Annotated in this window: 20 protein-coding genes; 8 read left to right on the top strand and 12 right to left on the bottom strand. The window is 68.9% G+C overall.

Translation table 11 applies throughout. The annotated features are described in order from the left end of the window. Positions 1-14: 14 nt before the first annotated feature. Positions 15-653: a flavin reductase family protein gene (locus ACFUTX_RS00430; RefSeq protein ID WP_378860227.1), complete on the bottom strand. Its 639-nt coding sequence runs from the start codon at positions 651-653 to the stop codon at positions 15-17. A gap of 121 nt (positions 654-774) precedes the next feature. Between ACFUTX_RS00430 and ACFUTX_RS00425 the strand changes: the two genes are divergently transcribed. From ACFUTX_RS00425 to ACFUTX_RS00400, 6 genes are all read left to right on the top strand, one after another. Beyond that, entirely contained in the window at positions 775-2,094 is a 1,320-nt protein-coding gene (locus ACFUTX_RS00425) for an O-acetylhomoserine aminocarboxypropyltransferase/cysteine synthase family protein (RefSeq protein WP_378860226.1), read from the top strand. Next, positions 2,091-3,416, top strand: a complete 1,326-nt coding sequence (locus tag ACFUTX_RS00420; RefSeq protein WP_378860225.1) for an LLM class flavin-dependent oxidoreductase — start codon at positions 2,091-2,093, stop codon at positions 3,414-3,416. Before ACFUTX_RS00425 ends, ACFUTX_RS00420 begins: the two co-directional genes overlap by 4 nt. A gap of 12 nt (positions 3,417-3,428) precedes the next feature. After that, positions 3,429-3,923: an NADPH-dependent FMN reductase gene (locus tag ACFUTX_RS00415; protein ID WP_378860224.1), complete on the top strand. Its 495-nt coding sequence runs from the start codon at positions 3,429-3,431 to the stop codon at positions 3,921-3,923. Positions 3,924-4,124: 201 nt separating this feature from the next. Further along, positions 4,125-4,400 (top strand): helix-turn-helix domain-containing protein, encoded by a 276-nt coding sequence (locus ACFUTX_RS00410; RefSeq protein WP_378860223.1) that lies wholly within the window; start codon positions 4,125-4,127, stop codon positions 4,398-4,400. A 117-nt stretch (positions 4,401-4,517) separates the two neighbouring features. Continuing rightward, positions 4,518-5,336, top strand: coding sequence for a hypothetical protein (locus ACFUTX_RS00405; RefSeq protein ID WP_378860222.1), 819 nt, complete (start codon positions 4,518-4,520; stop codon positions 5,334-5,336). A 2-nt stretch (positions 5,337-5,338) separates the two neighbouring features. Beyond that, complete coding sequence (locus tag ACFUTX_RS00400) at positions 5,339-5,626, top strand: hypothetical protein (RefSeq protein WP_378861032.1); 288 nt, start codon at positions 5,339-5,341, stop codon at positions 5,624-5,626. Positions 5,627-6,240: 614 nt separating this feature from the next. Here the strand turns inward: ACFUTX_RS00400 and ACFUTX_RS00395 are convergent. From ACFUTX_RS00395 to ACFUTX_RS00350, 10 genes are all read right to left on the bottom strand, one after another. Further along, positions 6,241-7,332, bottom strand: coding sequence for a methyltransferase domain-containing protein (locus tag ACFUTX_RS00395; protein WP_378860221.1), 1,092 nt, complete (start codon positions 7,330-7,332; stop codon positions 6,241-6,243). Between the two features lie 111 nt (positions 7,333-7,443). After that, a complete protein-coding gene (locus tag ACFUTX_RS00390; RefSeq protein WP_378860220.1) occupies positions 7,444-9,030 on the bottom strand; it encodes a LuxR C-terminal-related transcriptional regulator in 1,587 nt (528 codons plus the stop codon). A 13-nt stretch (positions 9,031-9,043) separates the two neighbouring features. Then, positions 9,044-9,349: a hypothetical protein gene (locus tag ACFUTX_RS00385; protein ID WP_378860219.1), complete on the bottom strand. Its 306-nt coding sequence runs from the start codon at positions 9,347-9,349 to the stop codon at positions 9,044-9,046. 134 nt (positions 9,350-9,483) lie between these two features. Next, a complete protein-coding gene (locus ACFUTX_RS00380) occupies positions 9,484-9,999 on the bottom strand; it encodes a GNAT family N-acetyltransferase (RefSeq protein ID WP_378860218.1) in 516 nt (171 codons plus the stop codon). Between the two features lie 38 nt (positions 10,000-10,037). Then, positions 10,038-10,862 (bottom strand): SDR family NAD(P)-dependent oxidoreductase, encoded by an 825-nt coding sequence (locus ACFUTX_RS00375; RefSeq protein ID WP_378860217.1) that lies wholly within the window; start codon positions 10,860-10,862, stop codon positions 10,038-10,040. 46 nt (positions 10,863-10,908) lie between these two features. Further along, entirely contained in the window at positions 10,909-11,127 is a 219-nt protein-coding gene (locus tag ACFUTX_RS00370; protein WP_378860216.1) for a hypothetical protein, read from the bottom strand. A gap of 79 nt (positions 11,128-11,206) precedes the next feature. Continuing rightward, positions 11,207-12,070, bottom strand: a complete 864-nt coding sequence (locus ACFUTX_RS00365) for an SDR family NAD(P)-dependent oxidoreductase (protein ID WP_378860215.1) — start codon at positions 12,068-12,070, stop codon at positions 11,207-11,209. Then, positions 12,067-12,498 carry a DUF6069 family protein gene (locus tag ACFUTX_RS00360; protein WP_378860214.1) on the bottom strand — a complete coding sequence of 144 codons (432 nt, stop codon included), beginning with the start codon at positions 12,496-12,498 and terminating at the stop codon, positions 12,067-12,069. The genes ACFUTX_RS00365 and ACFUTX_RS00360 overlap by 4 nt, the downstream gene beginning before the upstream one ends. 64 nt (positions 12,499-12,562) lie before the next feature. Beyond that, positions 12,563-12,964, bottom strand: a complete 402-nt coding sequence (locus ACFUTX_RS00355) for a MarR family winged helix-turn-helix transcriptional regulator (RefSeq protein WP_378860213.1) — start codon at positions 12,962-12,964, stop codon at positions 12,563-12,565. Positions 12,965-13,190: 226 nt separating this feature from the next. Beyond that, a complete protein-coding gene (locus tag ACFUTX_RS00350; RefSeq protein ID WP_378860212.1) occupies positions 13,191-14,159 on the bottom strand; it encodes an aldo/keto reductase in 969 nt (322 codons plus the stop codon). Between the two features lie 123 nt (positions 14,160-14,282). Here ACFUTX_RS00350 and ACFUTX_RS00345 point away from each other — a divergent pair, with 123 nt between their 5' ends. Further along, a complete protein-coding gene (locus ACFUTX_RS00345) occupies positions 14,283-15,446 on the top strand; it encodes a mandelate racemase/muconate lactonizing enzyme family protein (RefSeq protein ID WP_378860211.1) in 1,164 nt (387 codons plus the stop codon). Positions 15,447-15,488: 42 nt separating this feature from the next. Next, on the top strand, positions 15,489-16,256 hold the full coding sequence (locus tag ACFUTX_RS00340) for a FadR/GntR family transcriptional regulator (RefSeq protein WP_378860210.1): 768 nt from the start codon (positions 15,489-15,491) through the stop codon (positions 16,254-16,256). A 9-nt stretch (positions 16,257-16,265) separates the two neighbouring features. Here the strand turns inward: ACFUTX_RS00340 and ACFUTX_RS00335 are convergent, their stop codons facing one another. Then, positions 16,266-16,574 carry an L-rhamnose mutarotase gene (locus tag ACFUTX_RS00335; protein WP_378861031.1) on the bottom strand — a complete coding sequence of 103 codons (309 nt, stop codon included), beginning with the start codon at positions 16,572-16,574 and terminating at the stop codon, positions 16,266-16,268. Positions 16,575-16,590 lie beyond the last annotated feature (16 nt).

The raw sequence follows: 16,590 nt of genomic DNA, 5'->3' as shown, positions 1-16,590 counted from the left end.
ATCCCTCGGTTCGTTCAGCCGGCGCGGCTCCCGGCGCCGTCGGAAGGATCGATGCGCGAGTGGTCGCCGAGGCGGTGCCATCCGCGGTTGTGGTAGACCAGCGCGTCGCCGGTGTCGCCGGGCGGCACGTCGCGCTCGACGCTGGACTGCAGAGCGTGAGCGGCGATGACGGTGGAGCTTCCGGCATCCATTCGGCTCACGATCGCGCAGCGCACCCACGCCCGCACGCCCCGGTACAGCGGCTCGCCGGTCGAGAGGCGCACCCACGACGTCTCGTCGGCGAAGCGGTCCACGCCGCTCGTCGCGCCCAGCGTCGCCAGCGGCAGATCGTGCGCGTCGAGGAGGTGCACGACGACGGTGTCGGCCGCCGCGATCGCGGCCGTCGCCGACGACAGCGCCGAGACCGAGAAGATGAGCAGCGGCGGGTCGGCGCTGACGGACGCCACCGACGACGCGGTCAGCGCGACCGGCCCCTCCGGGCCTTCCGCCGTGATCACGGCGACGCCGGCCGGATGCCCGCGGAAGAGCGCCTTGAACGAATCCGGGTCGAGCGAGCCGCCGAAGGCATGCTCCACGTGCTCGTGCTCCAGACGTTCGGGGCCGCGCTCGTCGCGCCCCCCGGAGGTCTGGACCGCTGCTGTCGTGAAGGTCATATCGCGACCCTAGGCTCGCGAACCGGGAAGACGGACCCGCGGCTGTCACACCGCGTCATCTGATGACCTCGCGTGACGAAGCGGGAGGGGCGAAGCATCCGTCCTGGCTAACCTGTCCGCCATGCCCGAACGTCCTCTCGCCTTCTCGACCCGGCAGCTGCATGCCGGGGACGATCAGCGAGGACCGCACCGTCCTCGCGCGACGCCGATCTATCTGACCGCCGGCTTCGAGTTCGAGGATTTCGACGAGGGCCACGCCCGGTTCGGCGGCGCCGAGGAGGGCTTCATATACACGCGCGTCGGAAACCCGACGAACTCCGCCGTCGAGCGCCGGATCGCCGACCTCGAGTCCGGCACGGGTGCGGTTCTGGTCGGCAGCGGGCAGGCGGCGGTCGCCACGACCGTGCTGTCACTGGTCTCGGCGGGCGACCACGTGCTGTCGTCGTCGAGCATCTACGAAGGCACGCGCGAACTGCTGCGCGACGACCTCGGCCGCCTCGGAGTGTCCGTCGACTTCATCGACGACCCCGACGACCTGGGTGCCTGGGCGGCGGGCCTGCGGCCGAACACCAGGCTCGTGTTCGCCGAATCGATCGCGAACCCGAAGAACGACGTGCTCGACATCGCCGCGCTCGCCGAGCTCGCGCACCGCCACGGGGCGCCGCTCGTCATCGACAACACACTCGCCACGCCCTACCTGCTGCGCCCGATCGAGCACGGCGCCGACGTCGTGGTGCACTCGGCGAGCAAGTTCCTCGCCGGACACGGCACCGTGCTGGGCGGGGTGATCGTCGACGCCGGCACCTTCCCCTGGGCGGAGCGGGCGGATGCCTACCCCCAGCTCGCCCGCGACCGCGGCGTCGACGGGCTCACCTTCGCCGAGCGCTCGCCGGCGACCGCCTTCCTCGACTTCGCCCGGCGCGTGTCGATGCGGTACGGCCCGGCGCCGTCGCCGATCAACGCCTTCCTGATCCTGCAGGGCATCGAGACGCTGTCGCTGCGCGTCGAGCGTCAGTCCGCCACCGCGCTGCGCCTGGCGCAGTGGCTGGAGCAGCATCCCGCGGTGGAATCCGTCGACTACAGCGGGCTGCCCTCGAGCCCGCACCACGCCCGGGCGCTCCGGTACCTTCCGCAGGGGCAGGGGTCGGTGTTCGCCGTGACGCTGCGGGGAGGGCTCGAGGCCGCGCGCGCGTTCACCGACGCGCTGCGCCTCTTCACCCGGATGACCCACCTCGGCGACGTGCGCTCGCTCGTGCTGCACCCGGCGACGACGACCCACATCCTGCGCGACGAGGTCCAGCTGGCCGCAAGCGGCATCGGGCCCGGGATGCTGCGGCTGTCGATCGGCCTCGAAGACCCCGACGACCTCATCGCCGACCTCGAACACGGCCTTGTGGCGGCATCGGCCGCGATCTTGCTCACGACGGCAGGTGCCGCATGACCCGCCCGCAGCACTTCGGCTGGTTCCTCTCACGCGGCTTCGGTCCCCACGGCTGGGCTCGCCCGTACTACGAGTGGAACTACGCCTGGCAGAAGCCCGACCTCTATCAGCAGTCGGCGCGCGAGCTCGAGCAGGCGGGGTTCGACTTCGTGCTCATCGAAGACGCCCTGTCGGTGGGCATCACCCCCGAGACGCTGAACCTGCGGGTGCGGAAGGCGTACGGCGGGCCGAAGCACGACCCGTGGATGCTCGCCCCGTACCTGTTCGCGGCCACGCAGCATCTCGGAGTGATCCCGACGGTGAATGCCGGGGCGTACCCGCCCTACCTCGCGGCGCGGCAGTTCGCGTCGCTGCAGCATCTCAGCTCCAGCCGCCTCGGACTCAACGTCGTGACCGATGTCGGCAGCGCGCATCACTTCGGGCTGGAACGACTCCCGCATGACGCCGCGTACGACCGCGCGCAGGAGTGGCTCGACGCCCTGCGGCTGCTCTGGCACAGCTGGGGAGACGAGGCGCTCATCGCCGACCCGACGACGCAGATCTACGCCGACGGCACGAAGATCTCGGCGCCGCAGCACCGCGGGCGCTTCTTCTCGTTCGACGGCCCCCTCAACGCCGAGCCCCTGCCGCTGGGCGACCCGATCGTCGCGTCGCCGGGCGGCTCGCCTCGCGGGATCGGCTTCGCCGGGCGCAACTCCGAGATCCAGCTCGCGCTTTCGAACCTCGACGCCGACAGCATCCGCTCATACCGCCAGAAGGTGCGCGCCGCCGCCGCGGAGCACGGACGCAACCCCGACGACATCAAGGTGCTGTTCGTGATCAAGCCGATCGTCGCGGCCAGCGTAGAGGAAGCGGATCGCATCGTCGCGGCATCCGCCTCTCCCGACGACGCGACGCTGATCGAGGTCGCGGAGGCGTGGTCGAGCGACCTCGAGACCGACCTGATTGTGCTCGACCTCGATCGGCCCCTCGACCCCGCGATCTTCGGAGACCACGTGTCCAAGGGCACGATCCGGGGCCTGCAGGGCACGTACGACAGCTTCGACGGGGTGCCGCTGCGCGACATCCTCGCGGGCAAGGCGCGCCTGGGCCGGGTCACCGACCGGCGCGGCGGCACGGTGGGAACCGCCGACGAGATCGCCGACGTCATCGAGGCGCTCGGCAACGACGCCGACAACGACGGCTTCATCTTCTCGGGCGACCTGCACCCCGTCACCATCCACCGGGCGCTCGACGAGCTCGTCCCGATCCTGCGGCGGCGCGGCATCCTGCGCTCCGAGTGGGCGGACGGCGGCCTGCGCGCCAACCTGTCGGCCTTCTGAGAGGGATGCCGCATGCCTTCGATCGTCGTCCTCGTCGGGAATCCGCAGCCGGCGTCGCGCACCCGCCTCGTCGCGGAAGAGGTGGCCCGCCAGGTCGCTGAGCTGCTCGGGGCGGACGTCGAGGAGACCATCGATCTCGCCGACGTCGCCGACGCGCTCTTCCGGTTTCCGGACGAGCGCGTGGACCAGCTCGTCGCCCGCGTCGCCGCGGCGGACGTGCTCGTGGTCGCCAGCCCGACGTACAAGGCGACCTACACCGGGCTGCTGAAGGCGTTCCTCGATCGCTACGGCGCCGAGGGCCTCGCCGGCGTCACCGCCATCCCCGTGCTCACGATCGGTGGACCCGGCCACGCCCTCGCCGTCGAGCACACCCTCCGCCCGCTGCTTGTCGAGCTCGGGGCTTCCACACCGACCCGCGGGCTCGCGTTCCCCTCCGGAGACGTCGACCGTCGCAGCGAGATCGTCGCAGCGTGGCTCGAGCGCGAGGCGCCGAAACTCGGGCGCTGAGGCGCACAACGGTTGAGACAGAGCGAGTTTTCCTCTCTGTCTAGACCGATCGCTGGTGCCGAGCTGCTCGTTCGGCTCCTACTTGCCCTGACCACGGTCAGCCGCGCGAGTGTTGCTTATCATTTCAATATGTCGGCACATATCGGTCTCGAGCGGCAACAGCGAAGATGGATTTTTCGCTTGAGCTTTCGGAGTTGACCATTGCCTGCGCGCGTCATCGAATTGATCGCCGATCGGCTACGGGCGTACCGCCGAGAGCGTCGGCTCTCGCAAGAAGAGATGGCCCACCGATTGGGGTGTTCCCTCCCGACATACCGGAGCCTGGAACGCGCGTGCGGGCCGTATGCTGCCCTTCCCGACCCGAAGCTCAGCACGGTTATGCGGGCGGTCTGCCTGCTGGGGTTGGATCAACGCCTCGTCGACGTTCTGAACGCGCACTCGGCTGAGGTCGAGCCCCGCCCTGAATCGACGGGGTAGAACGCCGCGTGGCGATGAGGTGGCCGTCCCCCCGAAGTCCAGAAAGTCCGGTTTGTAGATCGAAACGGCACCTGAAGCGACGCTAGTGGCTCGAACCGCTCGACAGAAGGGAAGAGCATGACCGAGCCGAAGAGTGTGAGACGTGGGGCCGCGATGGCGACAACGGTGGCACTGTGCGTGGCGGCCTTGTCAGCGACACCGACGGTGGCACAGGCAGGAGAGCCGGATGTCGTCACCGCGCCAGTCGTGGCTGAAGCGCTTGCGGGCGTTGATGGGTCACTGATTGCGGCTCCGTCGGATGACAGCGGTGTCGGTGCGACGGAACTGGGCGGTGGCACCGTCGAGGTGCCCGCAAGACCCGACTCCGGTGTGACTCTGGCAGCACCAGACGGCTCGGAGCTGACGATCGGGTTGCCCGCCGCGGACGAGGCCGAGAATGCCTCGACGCTTGCGGACGGCACCATCGTTTACCCCGCGGAGGACGTCAGCAACGCCATCATCGTGAGCGACATCGGGGTTCAGATGCTCTCGACCATCGTTGATTCGGCGGCGCCGACGTCCTTCGAGTATGACCTGTCCCTGGAGCCCGACCAGAGCTTGAAACTCATCGACGGCGGCGCAGTAGTCACTGATGCCGACGGGACTGTAGCGGTGGTCGTCGCCGATGCGTGGGCGGTTGACGCGAAAGGTGACCCGGTGCCCACTCGTTACGAAGTGGCGGGTTCCACTCTTATCCAGCACGTTGATCACACCAGCGAGACGGTTGCGTATCCCGTCGTCGCAGACCCGTTTTGGCTCGCCCCATGGGTGGTGCGATGCCTAATCGGCATCGGCCTGAATGGACCTCAGATTGCTCGGATTGCGAGCGCGGGGAGCCCTGGCGCCCTTGCGGCTGCTTTCGGCTACGGCGCTCTCCGTTGTGTACTGGGCCGGTGACGATGTTCGGACGACACGACCTGGCGAGCTTGCAGAAGCGGCTCGAAGCGGTCGATGCGCAGATCGCCGCACACCCGCTCGCGTCCGAGACAGTGCGACGGGCGCACGCGATCGTTGAAGCGCGAGGCGAAGCGGATGAAGCGAAACTGCAGGCGCGGTTGATGGACGAGGGACTCCCGAGCCTTGAGGAGCTCGGAAAGATTCAGCTCCGCAATACGTCAAGTTGGTGGGCGTTGCATCGCGAGAAGAGGAAGCTCGAGAGAAAGATCAGAAGGCTGTCGGGCAGCTGACACCGCACCAGTAGGGCGGGCTGGCGCCGGCCGGCCCGCCCTAGCTTCCGTTGCGGGCAGCTCCTACGACAGCACGCAAGAGCGATTCGGGGTGATGCAGAAGTTCGCGACTATCGGGCTTCTCGATGAGTCGATCGACCATGCGCTGAGCACCGAGAACCGTCGGCGACCAATATCCGCCGAAGTGATGACGGTCCAATGGCAGCGCCACCTCCGCTTCGGCTGTGCAGACTCGAGCAACCCCTGGTGCAGGCCCAAGGTTCGGGTCGTCCTGGACGATGGCTACTAAGATCGCCGAGCCGATGGCCGCCACCGCTCCGGGAAAACGAAACCGCGTCGTAGGCACGTCGATACGGACCCGCTCTACGTCATCCCAGGCAAATCGCCGGCTCACCGCGGCTCGATCGCGGTGCTGGATCTCCGCGGGAGCGAAGAGGATGTGATTTCTTCCGGGATCACCCAGCAGCACCCCTTCTGCCGTACTGTGCAACGGTCCGTATCGTCTCATCGTCTGCCACGGTACCTGCGGTTCAGGCAGGTCTCACAACGCGGACTCTGAGCACCCGACAAGGCGACAACCGGAACGGAATGTCATCGTCGCGCGGAATCCCGGCTCAACGAAGCCGGTAGAGCCGCCAGAACCCGAACTCGTCGAGAACCGTCTCGATGCCGTCGAAGCCGGCTTCGCGCGCGTACCCCGCGAGGATCGACGGCCGGATCACGGTGCCCGTGGCGACGCTCCCCGGGTGCGACATCGAGTCGGGGAGGCACACGAAGAGGCTGTACCCGTACATGAGCCGTTCGATGTCGTCGGCGTTCGGGGTGAAACGGTCGCCCACGGCCTCGTCGAGGACGAGCACGGCCCCGTCCGCACGGACGGCGGCCCGCATCGCGCCGAGCACGGCCACCGGGTACGGCATGTCGTGCACGCATTCGAGGGCGATCGCCGCGTCGAAGGTGCCGTAGTGGGCCAGGTTGGCGGCGTCGTCGTGCACGAAGCTCACGCGGTCGTCGACGCCCGCTTCCGCCGCATGATGGCGCGCCATGTCGATCGACGGTCCGTCGATGTCGATGCCGACGACCTCGAGCTGCGGGTATGCGGACGCCAGAGCGATCGCCGACCACCCTCCGCCCGTGCCGACGTCGGCCAACCGAGCACCGGGTCGACTCAGCAGCGCGTGGATCTCGGGAACGTCCGCCAGCGCGTCGGGGAGCGTGGCGAACCAGGGCCGGTTGATGTCGGCCTGCGAGGTGCGGGCGAGTTCGCCGAGCTGCTCCCAGCTCACACCACCGCCCGTCCGGTACGCCTCGACGATGGCTGGAAGCTGGGCCGCGGAGGCGGCGGCCATCGTGGCGAGGGGTCCGGCGAACGCCAGACTGCGTCCGTCGAGCAGCACCTCGGCGCGGTCGGCGGGAAGCCGGAAGCGACGGTCATCGCGCGGTGCGTCGGCGTCATCGACGACGAGGATGTCGTACGCGGCCTGCTGCTCGAGCCACTCGCGGGCGTAGCGAGCCGAGCTTCCGGTCGCCTCGGCCAGTTCCGCTGCGGTGCGAGGCGTCTCGGCGAGCGCCTTGTACCAGCCGAGTTCGAGTCCGAGGTGGATCGACATCGTCTGCATCCAGCCGAGGACGCCGTCGATCATCCGCTCGGCGAAGGGGCCGGGATCGGTGCCGGTCGAAGCGGTCGTGTCAGTGAGAGCGGTCATGATGGAGCCTTTCGAGGTGGTGGTCTCCGACCAGTGTGGAGACGGATGCCTCCGCGCCGCGTCGACGGAAATGTGCAGTTCTTCCACCGCCGTCTGCACGATTCACTGCAGTCAGCGGCGCGCGCGTTCGGCCCGCAGCCACGCCGCCGCGGCGGTCCGCGAGCCGACGCCGATCTTCAGATAGATGTTCGCGAGATGGCGGCTGACGGTCTTCTCGCTGATGAAGAGGCGGGCCGCGGCATCCCGATTCGTCGCACCGTCCGCCACCAGCTCGAGGATCTCGCGCTCCCTCGCGGTGAGCGGACCCGGCGCAGCACGGTCGGGCAGCACGACCTGCAGCGCGGGGACGGCGCCGAGGTCGAGGAAGAGCGCCTCGGCCTCGGCGCGGCAGTGGTCGGCGGCGTCGGCATCGCCGTCCAGATCGTGGGCCGCCGCGCGCCAGGCGCGCACACGAGCCCGATCCCAGCGGAGGCCGAGGTGCCGGAAGAGCCTGTCGGCTTCGAGAAACCCTGCCCCCGCAGCATCCGCATCACCTCGCGCCAGGGCGACCATTCCCTTGGCGTGCTCGGACCATGCGCGCAGCCCTGGCGTTCCGTACTCGGCTGCGGAATCCGCGAGCTCCGCAGCGAGCGCGGCGGCCTGCTCGAGACGGTCGGTCGCGATGGCCACCTCGACCGCAGGCCGAAGAAGTCGTGCGCGTGACAGCCGATCGCGGGCGGCGAGGCTGTCGGCGAGGAGGTTCCAGGCCCGCGCCCGGTCTCCCGCGTCGAGCGCGAGGAGCGCCTCGCCGGGGAGCGGTTCGATGCCCGCCCTCCGCGCCTCTCCGTATGCGTCGAGGGCGCCGTCCGCGTCGCCGCGGAGCCGTCGAAGCTCCCCGTACTGGTACCACCCCTCCGCCGTGACCCACGTGTTCACCGCGGCGATATCGGTGCACACCGCCGCGAGCGACTGCTCCGCGGCATCCCACTCCCCTCGCGCGCAGCGCAGCTCCAGCCGGTGCACACGGCAGACTCCGATGAGAACGCCGTCGCTGCTGTGCCTGCGGCTCCACGACTCGGTCGCCCGCGTCCAGTCGGCCATGCGCTGATAGTCGGCGAGCTCGTGGCACGTGTGGATCACGGTGCACAGGATGTCGCTCGCCCACTCCGGCTCGACATCCCCGGCGAGGACGCACAGCATCGCCTCGTCGAGGCGGTCGAATCCGACCGCCACGCGGCCTTCCCGCACGGCGGCCATGCCTTCGGCGACGGCTGCGAAGGCAGCGACCGACGGGTCCGCGGAAGCGCCCGCCAGCACGCGCATGCGCTCGACACTGTCGGCCGACCATGCTTCTCCGCTCTCGTCGAGACCCATGCTCGCCTCGAGATAGAGGAGCCGCGCATGCAGGGGACCCGGCGGAGAGGCGTCCAGCTCGCGGGAGGCGCGACGCATCCACGCCGCTCCGCTCGTCAGGTCGCCGCGCACCATGTGAAGCAGCGCGAGGGTGAGCGCGACGCCGATCCGGCCGGTCCCATCGTCGCGGGCCGCGGCGGGCAGGCGCGAGTACGCCCGCTCGAGCGCGTCGAGGGTCTGCACCAGATCGCTGAGCCACCATGCTGCCCGGGCGAGAAGCACGAGGTCGTCTCCGTCGAGGGGTGCGCGCTGGTCCGCGGCGACGAAACCGTCCACCGCGTCGCTCCACGCTCGCTCTTCATACATGCGACGCGGACCCTCAACCGCGCCGCTCGGAAGCATGGCTCATGGTAGCGCCGTCCCGCCCGCGCCTGGAAGGAGCCATCGAGAGCACGAGGATCACGCCGGTCGAGAGGATGTAGAACCCGTGCATCGCCCAGATCGGGCCCGGAGGCAGGGTCAGGACGTAGGGCGTGTACAGCACGTTCCCGACCATCGTCAGTGCGAGCGCGGAACGGCTGTAGGAGTGGACGTCTCGCGTATGCAGCGCCTTGACCAACATCGGCAGGTTGGCCACTGCGAACAGCACCGCTGACACGGCGCCGGCGAGTGCGGGAAAGTCCATGACCCCGACGGTACGAAGGACGGGCTGGTGGCCGCGTCGGGCGGATGATGCATCCTGACGTCCGCCCGACTGCATCGATGGATGCACGGTCGAGGACGCCGTCGATCATCCGCTCGGCGAAAGGGCCCGGGGTATCAGAGGATGCGCTGGAAGAGGATGTGGTCCTGCCAGCGGCCGGCGATCTGGAGGTATGCGCGCGCATGCCCGATCTCTTCGAAACCGTTCGACCTCAGGGCCCGCTGAGATGGCACGTTGTGAAGGAGGGTCGCGGCTTCGAGTCGATGCAGGCTGAGCCGGGTACGAGCCTCGTCGACCAGCGCGCCGATGGCCCAGGTGGCGAGACCGCGGCCGCGTTGCTCGTCGTCGACCCAGTAGCCGAGCCGCCCGTTCGAGAACGCCCCCCTCTCGATGGCGCCGATATTGAAGAGACCGACGATCGCGCTCTCCCGAAGGATCACGTAGGGAGCCGCGATCCCTGCATCGCTCGCCTCCATTCGGCGCCGAAGCGCCTCCTCCTGGCCGACGTCGGTGAAGAAGACCTCGTCGCGAAGAGGTTCCCACTCCGCGAGCGCGTCGCGATTGCGGCGATATGCCGCCGTCAGCGCCTCGAGGTCGGAAGCAGCCAATCGGCGCAGGGAGAACTCACCCATTCGCCCGACGATCCTCGACACATCGGACTCTGAGCGCATCATCCCTCGAGAGAAGGGCGAACCGCTGAGGGCGTGCCGGCGGCAATGCGGTCCGCCATGTACTTGACGCCGGACGACGACGTGAAGGCTCCGTCGATCGGGATCTCCGCGCCCGAAACGTAGGCTGCGGCATCCGACAGCAGGAAGGCGACGACGGAGGAGACCTCGCCGGGGTGGCCCATCCGCTCGAGCGGGGTGAGTGCGAGCTGGGCTTCGCGCATGGCCTGGGGTGCGGCATCCGTCATCGGGGTCTCGATGAAACCCGGGTGCACGATGTTGGCCCGGATGCCGCGCGGGCCGTACTCCGTGGCCGCGACGTGCGTCAGCCCCCGCAGCGCCCACTTCGACGAGGTGTAGGCGGCGGTGTAGTGAGCGGTGAGACCGGCCGCCGAGCCGACGTTCACGATCGAGGAGCCGCGCGCCATGAGCGGCGCGAGCGCCTGGATGCCGAGCATCGCGCCGGTTACGTTGACGGCGAACACGCGGTCCCAGTCGGCCCGGGCCGTCTGCCCCAGACGCGCCCGGTGCGTGATGCCGGCATTGTTCACGAGCCCTTTGAGCGGCTCGCCGCCCAGGGTCTGCGCGAGGTCGGCCGCGAGCGCGGTCCAGTGGTCTTCATTGCTGACGTCGAGAGGGCGGTACGTCACGTGGGTGCCCTCGTAGACGGCGGGCCGGTCGGAGCCGAGATCGGTGGCGACGACACGCGCGCCGAGAGAGTCGAGAAGGATCGCCTCGGCCGCACCCTGCCCTCCGGCCGCCCCCGTGACGACGACGGTGCGTCCTGGGAGGCCTGGGTAACCGCTCGCGGCGTCGACGTCGCTCATCTGCGCAGACTAGCGGACGACCTCTCTTGGCCGCAGGGGGACGAGGTCACGTATACGCGCGGTGGACGTGCCAGTCGTTCTCGGCGCGGAACACGTCGAAGACGAAGGACTCGCCCCGCTCGTTGGTCGCCTGGAAACGCCAGCCGTAGAGGCCGTGCAGGGTTTCGAGGGCCGCCCAGATCGACTCGCGCAACCGCGTCGGGGTATCGGTGACTCGCCAGCGCTGACCGGCGTAGAACATTCGCGCCGGAACGTCGTTGACCATCCATACAGTTGCTTCATGTTCGATCGCTGGCGCCGTCATAGGACCGAGGATAGAACATACTTTCGATACTCGCCACTGCTCAGTTCCGGGCGAGAGCCTTCTCCGACAGCGCGATGCTGGCCGTGAGAAGGTCGGCTTGGCGCTTCTCGTCGGCGATGAACGCGGCAGTGGCGAAGCGTCCGTCGCGGTCGAAGTAGGCGGTGGCACCCCGCTCGAGGGTCGAATCGGCGAAGATGTCGGCGATCTGGCGGCCGACGTCGTCGGCACGTCGAGTCGTGCGGGCGAAGAACGGCTTCATCAGGGTGCGCACGATCCCCGGAACTTCACGACGGATGCTGGTGTCCACCGCCCCCGGTCCGTAGCCCACCGCCGTCACGCCGTAGCGCGCGGCAGCCTGTGCGGTCAGGAGGTCGTTGGCGAGCTGCGCCTGCCCGTGGCTGGTCATTCCGGTGCGCGCTTCGACGGCGGCGAGGTCGTCGAACTCCATGCGGGCGAACTTCGGCACCTCCCGGCTGGACGCCGCAATCGTCACCACTCGGGTGTCAGGGCTCAGCGCGCCGCCGGCGGCCAGGGTCTCGAGGAGGACGAAGCGCGAGAGATAGCCCACCGCGAAGTCCAGTTCGATCCCTTCGGCGGTGTGGGCCGTGCGGGTGATGAGGATCCCGACCGCGTTCAGCAGCAGGTCGACGGTGCCGAGCTCACGAGCCAGCCGCTGACCGACCTCGCGGACGGTGCGCATGAGGCTGAGGTCGGCCGTGATCGCCCGCAGACTGCCGGGCTCGGCGAGCTCGGCGGCGCGCCGGACGATGTCATCCGCCTTCGCTGTGGAGCGACCGACGATCGTTACGTCTGCACCGCGTCGGCGAAGCTCCATCGCGGTCGCCGCGCCGATGCCGTCCGTGCCGCCGGTGACGACGGCCTTCTTGCCGATGAGGGTGTTCATGAGCGCGCCTCCTTGGGGGTGCGGGTGACGGCCGCCACGAGAGCGACGGCGGGGATCAGGTGGAGCGGGATCAGAGCGAGCGCGGCGGCCGGCGAGCTGCCGGGGAAGCTGCCGGACCCGTCGAGAGCGAGAGAGATGGGCGCGATCAGGCTGACGATCGCGACGCCGAGCGCGATGACGGTGAACCAGCGCGCGGCCCGCGCGGTCAGCCGGGCGAGGACGGCGTACACCGCCGTCCCCACGAGCATCGTCGCGATGGTGACGGTCGCCACCGGCCCGGGTTGCAGGGCGAGGAAGTCCGCAGCGCCGAGCGCGGCGGCCGCGATCGCCGCGATCGCCACGTTGAGCACGACGGCGATGAGGATCGCGAGAAGCACGCGACGCCACGGGAGGCGGCGGCGAGTGCGGGGAAGGGAGGTGTCGGTCATGATGTCTCCGTTTCTGTTTAGGGCTAAACCATTGGACCAAGGTCGAACGGGGCTGGGGGACGGCTCAGCGGGGAGCGAGCTTGCCGAGCAGCCGGAGGAGTGTGTCGAGCTCATCGCGGTCGAGAGCGGCGAACTGGCGGTCCATGAACTCGTCGTGCGCCGGCATGGCCCGCTGGAGGAGCGCCTCCCCCTCGGAGGTCAGCGAGAGCTCGTCCGATCCCTTCACGCGGGTGCGAACGAGCAGCCCCGCCTCTTCGAGCCGCTTGACGAGCTGACTGACGTTGCCTTTCGTCACCCCGAACGTCTCGACGAGCTGCCACTGGGCGACCCCGGGCCGCCGACGAACCTGCACGAGCAGCTGGAACTGGGCCGGCGTGAGGTCGAACTCCCGGAGCTCGGCCGCGCCCGCCTGCGCCACGGCATGGATGAATCGCATCATCGTCGCGTAGGTGGCTTGGGCTCGCATGCCCTGAGTTTAGCACTAAACCGTCCAGCGGACGCGCGGTCTCCTCGATCTTGTGCGTCGCAAAATGCCGCGTTCACACGAGCCGGAGCATCCGTCCGCGCTCACCTCAGAGTGACGCCGTCACCGGGACCAGCACGACCACATTGAGCGTCGGCGAGATGAACGACATGATGACAGAAAGTGACATGACGCAACTGTGCTCGCGCGCTCCGGCGGGCGGTCGAGCTCAGCGCTCCAAGAGATGCCGTGCCTCGAGGTCCGCCCAGAGCGCGTCGGGCGGAGCCGCTCCGTATCGTTCGAGCGTCGATGCGACCTGCCCGGGTCCGCGCATGCCGATCACGACGGACGTGACGACGCTGCTGCGCAGCGGGTAGGCGATCGCGGCGGCGGGGAGTGTCGTCCCGTGCCGCTCGCAGACGTCCGCGATCGCATGCGCTCGGGCGACGAGGTCGGCGGGCGCGTCCGAGTAGTCGTAGCGTGCGCCCTCGCGCGGGCGGTCGGCGCTGAGCAACCCGGAGTTGTAGATCGCTGCGGCCACGACGGCCACCCCGCGGTCTGCGGCGATCGGGAGCAGGTCGTCGGCCGCCGACTGGTCCAGGAGCGTGTAGCGGCCGGCGACCATCGTGATGTCCACGTCGCACCGCCGCACGAATTCGGTGAGCATCGCCGACTGGTTCATTCCGGCGCCGATGGCAGTGATCACACCCTGATCCCGCAACTCGACGAGGGCTTCGATGCCCGTCGTCGACGCGGCATCCCAGTGCTCGTCAGGGTCGTGGAGATACGCGATGTCCAGCCGGTCGGTCTGCAGCCTCTGAAGGCTGCTCTCCACCGATCGGAGGATGCCGTCGCGACTGAAGTCCCAACGCCGGCGCAAAGTGGTGGTCACCGCGAATCCATCGTCGTCCGCCATCGCGCGGCCGCCCGGGTCCTCGACGAGAAGCCGCCCCACCTTCGTCGACAGCACGTAATCATCGCGAGGACGCGTCGAGAGCGCCGCGCCGAGCCGGGTCTCGGAAAGCCCGAGGCCGTAGTGGGGGGCGGTGTCGAAGTACCGGATGCCGGCATCCCATGCCGCGTCGACAGTCGCCGTCGCCGCGTCGTCGTCCACCTCGCGATACAGGTTGCCCAGCTGGGCGGCTCCGAGACCGATCTCGGTCGTGGCCGGCGCGCGGCCCGTGCGACGAGTGTGCATTCGCGGGCTCCTCCCGTGTGTCGTAGCGAGTCTATCCATATGATGTATGTTGTTCTGATCTTCTGCGTCACGGAACATGTGATGTATGCTGATTTATCGAGCCCCTCCACGATCAAGGACGACATGAAGATCACCGGCTACCGATGCGTGCGCACGTTCCGAGACTGGGGGCGCCCTGTCGGTGACGCGAACGGCTTTCTGAAGAACGGCGTCACAGACGTCTCCGTCGTCATCCTGGAGACCGACGAAGGCATCGAGGGGATCGGGACGGGCTCCGACCAGTACATCGAGCAGCTGTTCCCCGCCCTCGAAGGCGAGGACCCCCGGGCCGTGACCGCGCTGTACGACCGCATGCTCGCGCGGGTGTTCAAGGCGGGGCACAACGGGTCGATGTTCGGGGCCATCGGCACCCTCGACATGGCGCTCTGGGACCTCAAGGCGAAGATCGCGGGCGAGCCGCTCTGGCGCCTGCTGGGAGCCCGCGACCGGTTCATCGACGGGTACGCGTCCGGCCTCGACATCGCGCTCGACGACGAGAAGCTCGAGGCCTTCTACGCGAGCATGGCCGACCGTGGGTTCACGAGCGGAAAGCTCAAGGGCGGCCTGGACGTCGAGACCGACGTGCGCCGCCTGGGCATCCTTCACGATGCGCTCGCTCGCAACACGCGGACGCCGGCGCTCATGCTCGACGCGAACGAGTCGTGGAACCTCAAGCAGGCCGTCCGCTACGTGTCCGCCGTCGAGCGCGAGATCGACCTCGCCTGGATCGAGGAACCGCTCCGCCGCTGGGACGCAGCCGGCCACCGGCGACTCTCGAACGCGGTCAAGGCCGCCGTCGCGACCGGCGAGAACCTTTCCGGGCTCGAGCAGTTCCGCCCGCTCCTGGATGCCGGAGGCGTCGACATCGTCCAGGTGGGCTGCACGTGGGGGGTCACGCACTTCCTCCGCGTGTCGACCGTCGCGCACTCCCGAGACCTCCCCATAAGCCCGGTCGGACTCACCGCGAACCAGGCAGTCGCGCACGCCGCGGCATCCGTCCCCAATCATCTTTCCGCCGAGGTCCAGGACCTCGGCAGCCCGTTCGGTCTGACGATCGACCAGCACATCGCCGACGGCGGGATCGTGCTCGGCGACACCCCCGGTCACGGGGTGACGGTCGACGAGTCGGCGATCCTCCACAATCAGACTTCCGCCAGCTGGCTGCTCGCGGAAGGCCCGCACGTCCGGCCCGCCCGCGCCGGTCTGCGGCTCGTCACGGGAACCGATCGCCGCGAAGACGTCTCGTGACCGTCTTCACTCAGACGGATGCCGCGCGGCTAGGCTGACGGCATGAGCTCCCTCCCCGCAACTCCCGGCGATGCGTCGGCAGTCTTCGGCGATGCAGCCCGACGGACTCCACCCGCGCGCCTCGGCGTCGCGGTCGTGCACGACCTCGTGACAGCGATCGTCAACGGCGAAGTCGAGCCGGGGCAGACCCTCCCGCCCGAAGAGAAGCTTGCTCAGCACTTCGGTGTCAGCCGCACCGTCATCCGCGAGTCCGTCAAGCGTGTCGAGGAGAAGGGCCTCATCACCGTCGCACCGGGCCGCGGCACCACGGTGCAACCCACCACGTCGTGGAACATCCTCGATCCTGTCGTGCTGTCGGTCATGCTCGAGAACGACGACGCCCTCGGAGTGCTCGACGACCTGGCGATCATCCGAGGTTCGCTCGAGGGAGAGATGTCGGCCGAGACCGCCCGGCGGCGCTCCGAAGCCGAGCTCGCTCTCGTACGCGAAGCGCTCGCTGCGATGGAGCAGCACGTCGACGATCCCGACGTCTTCCCCCAGGCGGACGTCGACTTCCATTTCCTCGTCATGACCCTGTCGGGCAACCAGCTGGCGAGCAACATCACCAAGATCCTCTTCCAGCGGGCCCGCAGCAGCAGTCGCTTCACCGGCCACCAGTCCGCGGACGCCCACGCCCTCACGCTGGAAGAGCATCGGCGCGTGTACGAGGCGATCGCCGCCGGCGACGCCGAGGCTGCGCAGGCCGCCATGCGCGCGCACATCATCGACTCGTGGCAGCGACGTCGACTCCCGACGCAGCGCAAGCCCTGACGCACGTCCTCAGTCGAGGTGCCAGGCCTCGGCGAGCGGTTGCCAGTTGGGGACGTCTGCGTCGTCGGTGAAGGGGATCTGGCAGGGCGCCGTGCGCGACCACCACTCCTGCGTCACGGGGTCGGCAGCCATCTTGCGCTGGTCGGCCTCGTAGTCGTCACCGACGTACTCGTAGTAGCCGAACAGCACGTCGTCGATGACGAAGATCGTGAAGTTGCGGATGCCGCACTCCGTGATCGTCGCTTCGACGCCCGGCCACACGGCGCTGTGCAACCCGAGATACTCCGCACGCTTCTCGGGGCGCATCCGGCAGACCATTGCGAATCGCCGGGCG

This window comes from Microbacterium sp. NPDC057407, from assembly GCF_042803895.1.
Classification (GTDB): Bacteria; Actinomycetota; Actinomycetes; order Actinomycetales; family Microbacteriaceae; genus Microbacterium.
Note: the sequence above shows the minus strand (reverse complement) of the source record. Positions and strands in the feature narration are given on the sequence as shown.

Excerpts from the sequence above, each read along its gene's own strand:
- ACFUTX_RS00430 (WP_378860227.1), bottom strand. The coding sequence starts at position 653 with ATGACCTTCACGACAGCAGCGGTCCAGACCTCCGGGGGGCGCGACGAG.
- ACFUTX_RS00425 (WP_378860226.1), top strand. The coding sequence starts at position 775 with ATGCCCGAACGTCCTCTCGCCTTCTCGACCCGGCAGCTGCATGCCGGG.
- ACFUTX_RS00420 (WP_378860225.1), top strand. The coding sequence starts at position 2,091 with ATGACCCGCCCGCAGCACTTCGGCTGGTTCCTCTCACGCGGCTTCGGT.
- ACFUTX_RS00415 (WP_378860224.1), top strand. The coding sequence starts at position 3,429 with ATGCCTTCGATCGTCGTCCTCGTCGGGAATCCGCAGCCGGCGTCGCGC.
- ACFUTX_RS00405 (WP_378860222.1), top strand. The coding sequence starts at position 4,518 with ATGACCGAGCCGAAGAGTGTGAGACGTGGGGCCGCGATGGCGACAACG.
- ACFUTX_RS00400 (WP_378861032.1), top strand. The coding sequence starts at position 5,339 with ATGTTCGGACGACACGACCTGGCGAGCTTGCAGAAGCGGCTCGAAGCG.
- ACFUTX_RS00395 (WP_378860221.1), bottom strand. The coding sequence starts at position 7,332 with ATGACCGCTCTCACTGACACGACCGCTTCGACCGGCACCGATCCCGGC.
- ACFUTX_RS00390 (WP_378860220.1), bottom strand. The coding sequence starts at position 9,030 with ATGTATGAAGAGCGAGCGTGGAGCGACGCGGTGGACGGTTTCGTCGCC.
- ACFUTX_RS00385 (WP_378860219.1), bottom strand. The coding sequence starts at position 9,349 with ATGGACTTTCCCGCACTCGCCGGCGCCGTGTCAGCGGTGCTGTTCGCA.
- ACFUTX_RS00380 (WP_378860218.1), bottom strand. The coding sequence starts at position 9,999 with ATGGGTGAGTTCTCCCTGCGCCGATTGGCTGCTTCCGACCTCGAGGCG.
- ACFUTX_RS00375 (WP_378860217.1), bottom strand. The coding sequence starts at position 10,862 with ATGAGCGACGTCGACGCCGCGAGCGGTTACCCAGGCCTCCCAGGACGC.
- ACFUTX_RS00370 (WP_378860216.1), bottom strand. The coding sequence starts at position 11,127 with ATGGTCAACGACGTTCCGGCGCGAATGTTCTACGCCGGTCAGCGCTGG.
- ACFUTX_RS00365 (WP_378860215.1), bottom strand. The coding sequence starts at position 12,070 with ATGAACACCCTCATCGGCAAGAAGGCCGTCGTCACCGGCGGCACGGAC.
- ACFUTX_RS00360 (WP_378860214.1), bottom strand. The coding sequence starts at position 12,498 with ATGACCGACACCTCCCTTCCCCGCACTCGCCGCCGCCTCCCGTGGCGT.
- ACFUTX_RS00355 (WP_378860213.1), bottom strand. The coding sequence starts at position 12,964 with ATGCGAGCCCAAGCCACCTACGCGACGATGATGCGATTCATCCATGCC.
- ACFUTX_RS00350 (WP_378860212.1), bottom strand. The coding sequence starts at position 14,159 with ATGCACACTCGTCGCACGGGCCGCGCGCCGGCCACGACCGAGATCGGT.
- ACFUTX_RS00345 (WP_378860211.1), top strand. The coding sequence starts at position 14,283 with ATGAAGATCACCGGCTACCGATGCGTGCGCACGTTCCGAGACTGGGGG.
- ACFUTX_RS00340 (WP_378860210.1), top strand. The coding sequence starts at position 15,489 with ATGAGCTCCCTCCCCGCAACTCCCGGCGATGCGTCGGCAGTCTTCGGC.
- ACFUTX_RS00335 (WP_378861031.1), bottom strand. The coding sequence starts at position 16,574 with ATGGTCTGCCGGATGCGCCCCGAGAAGCGTGCGGAGTATCTCGGGTTG.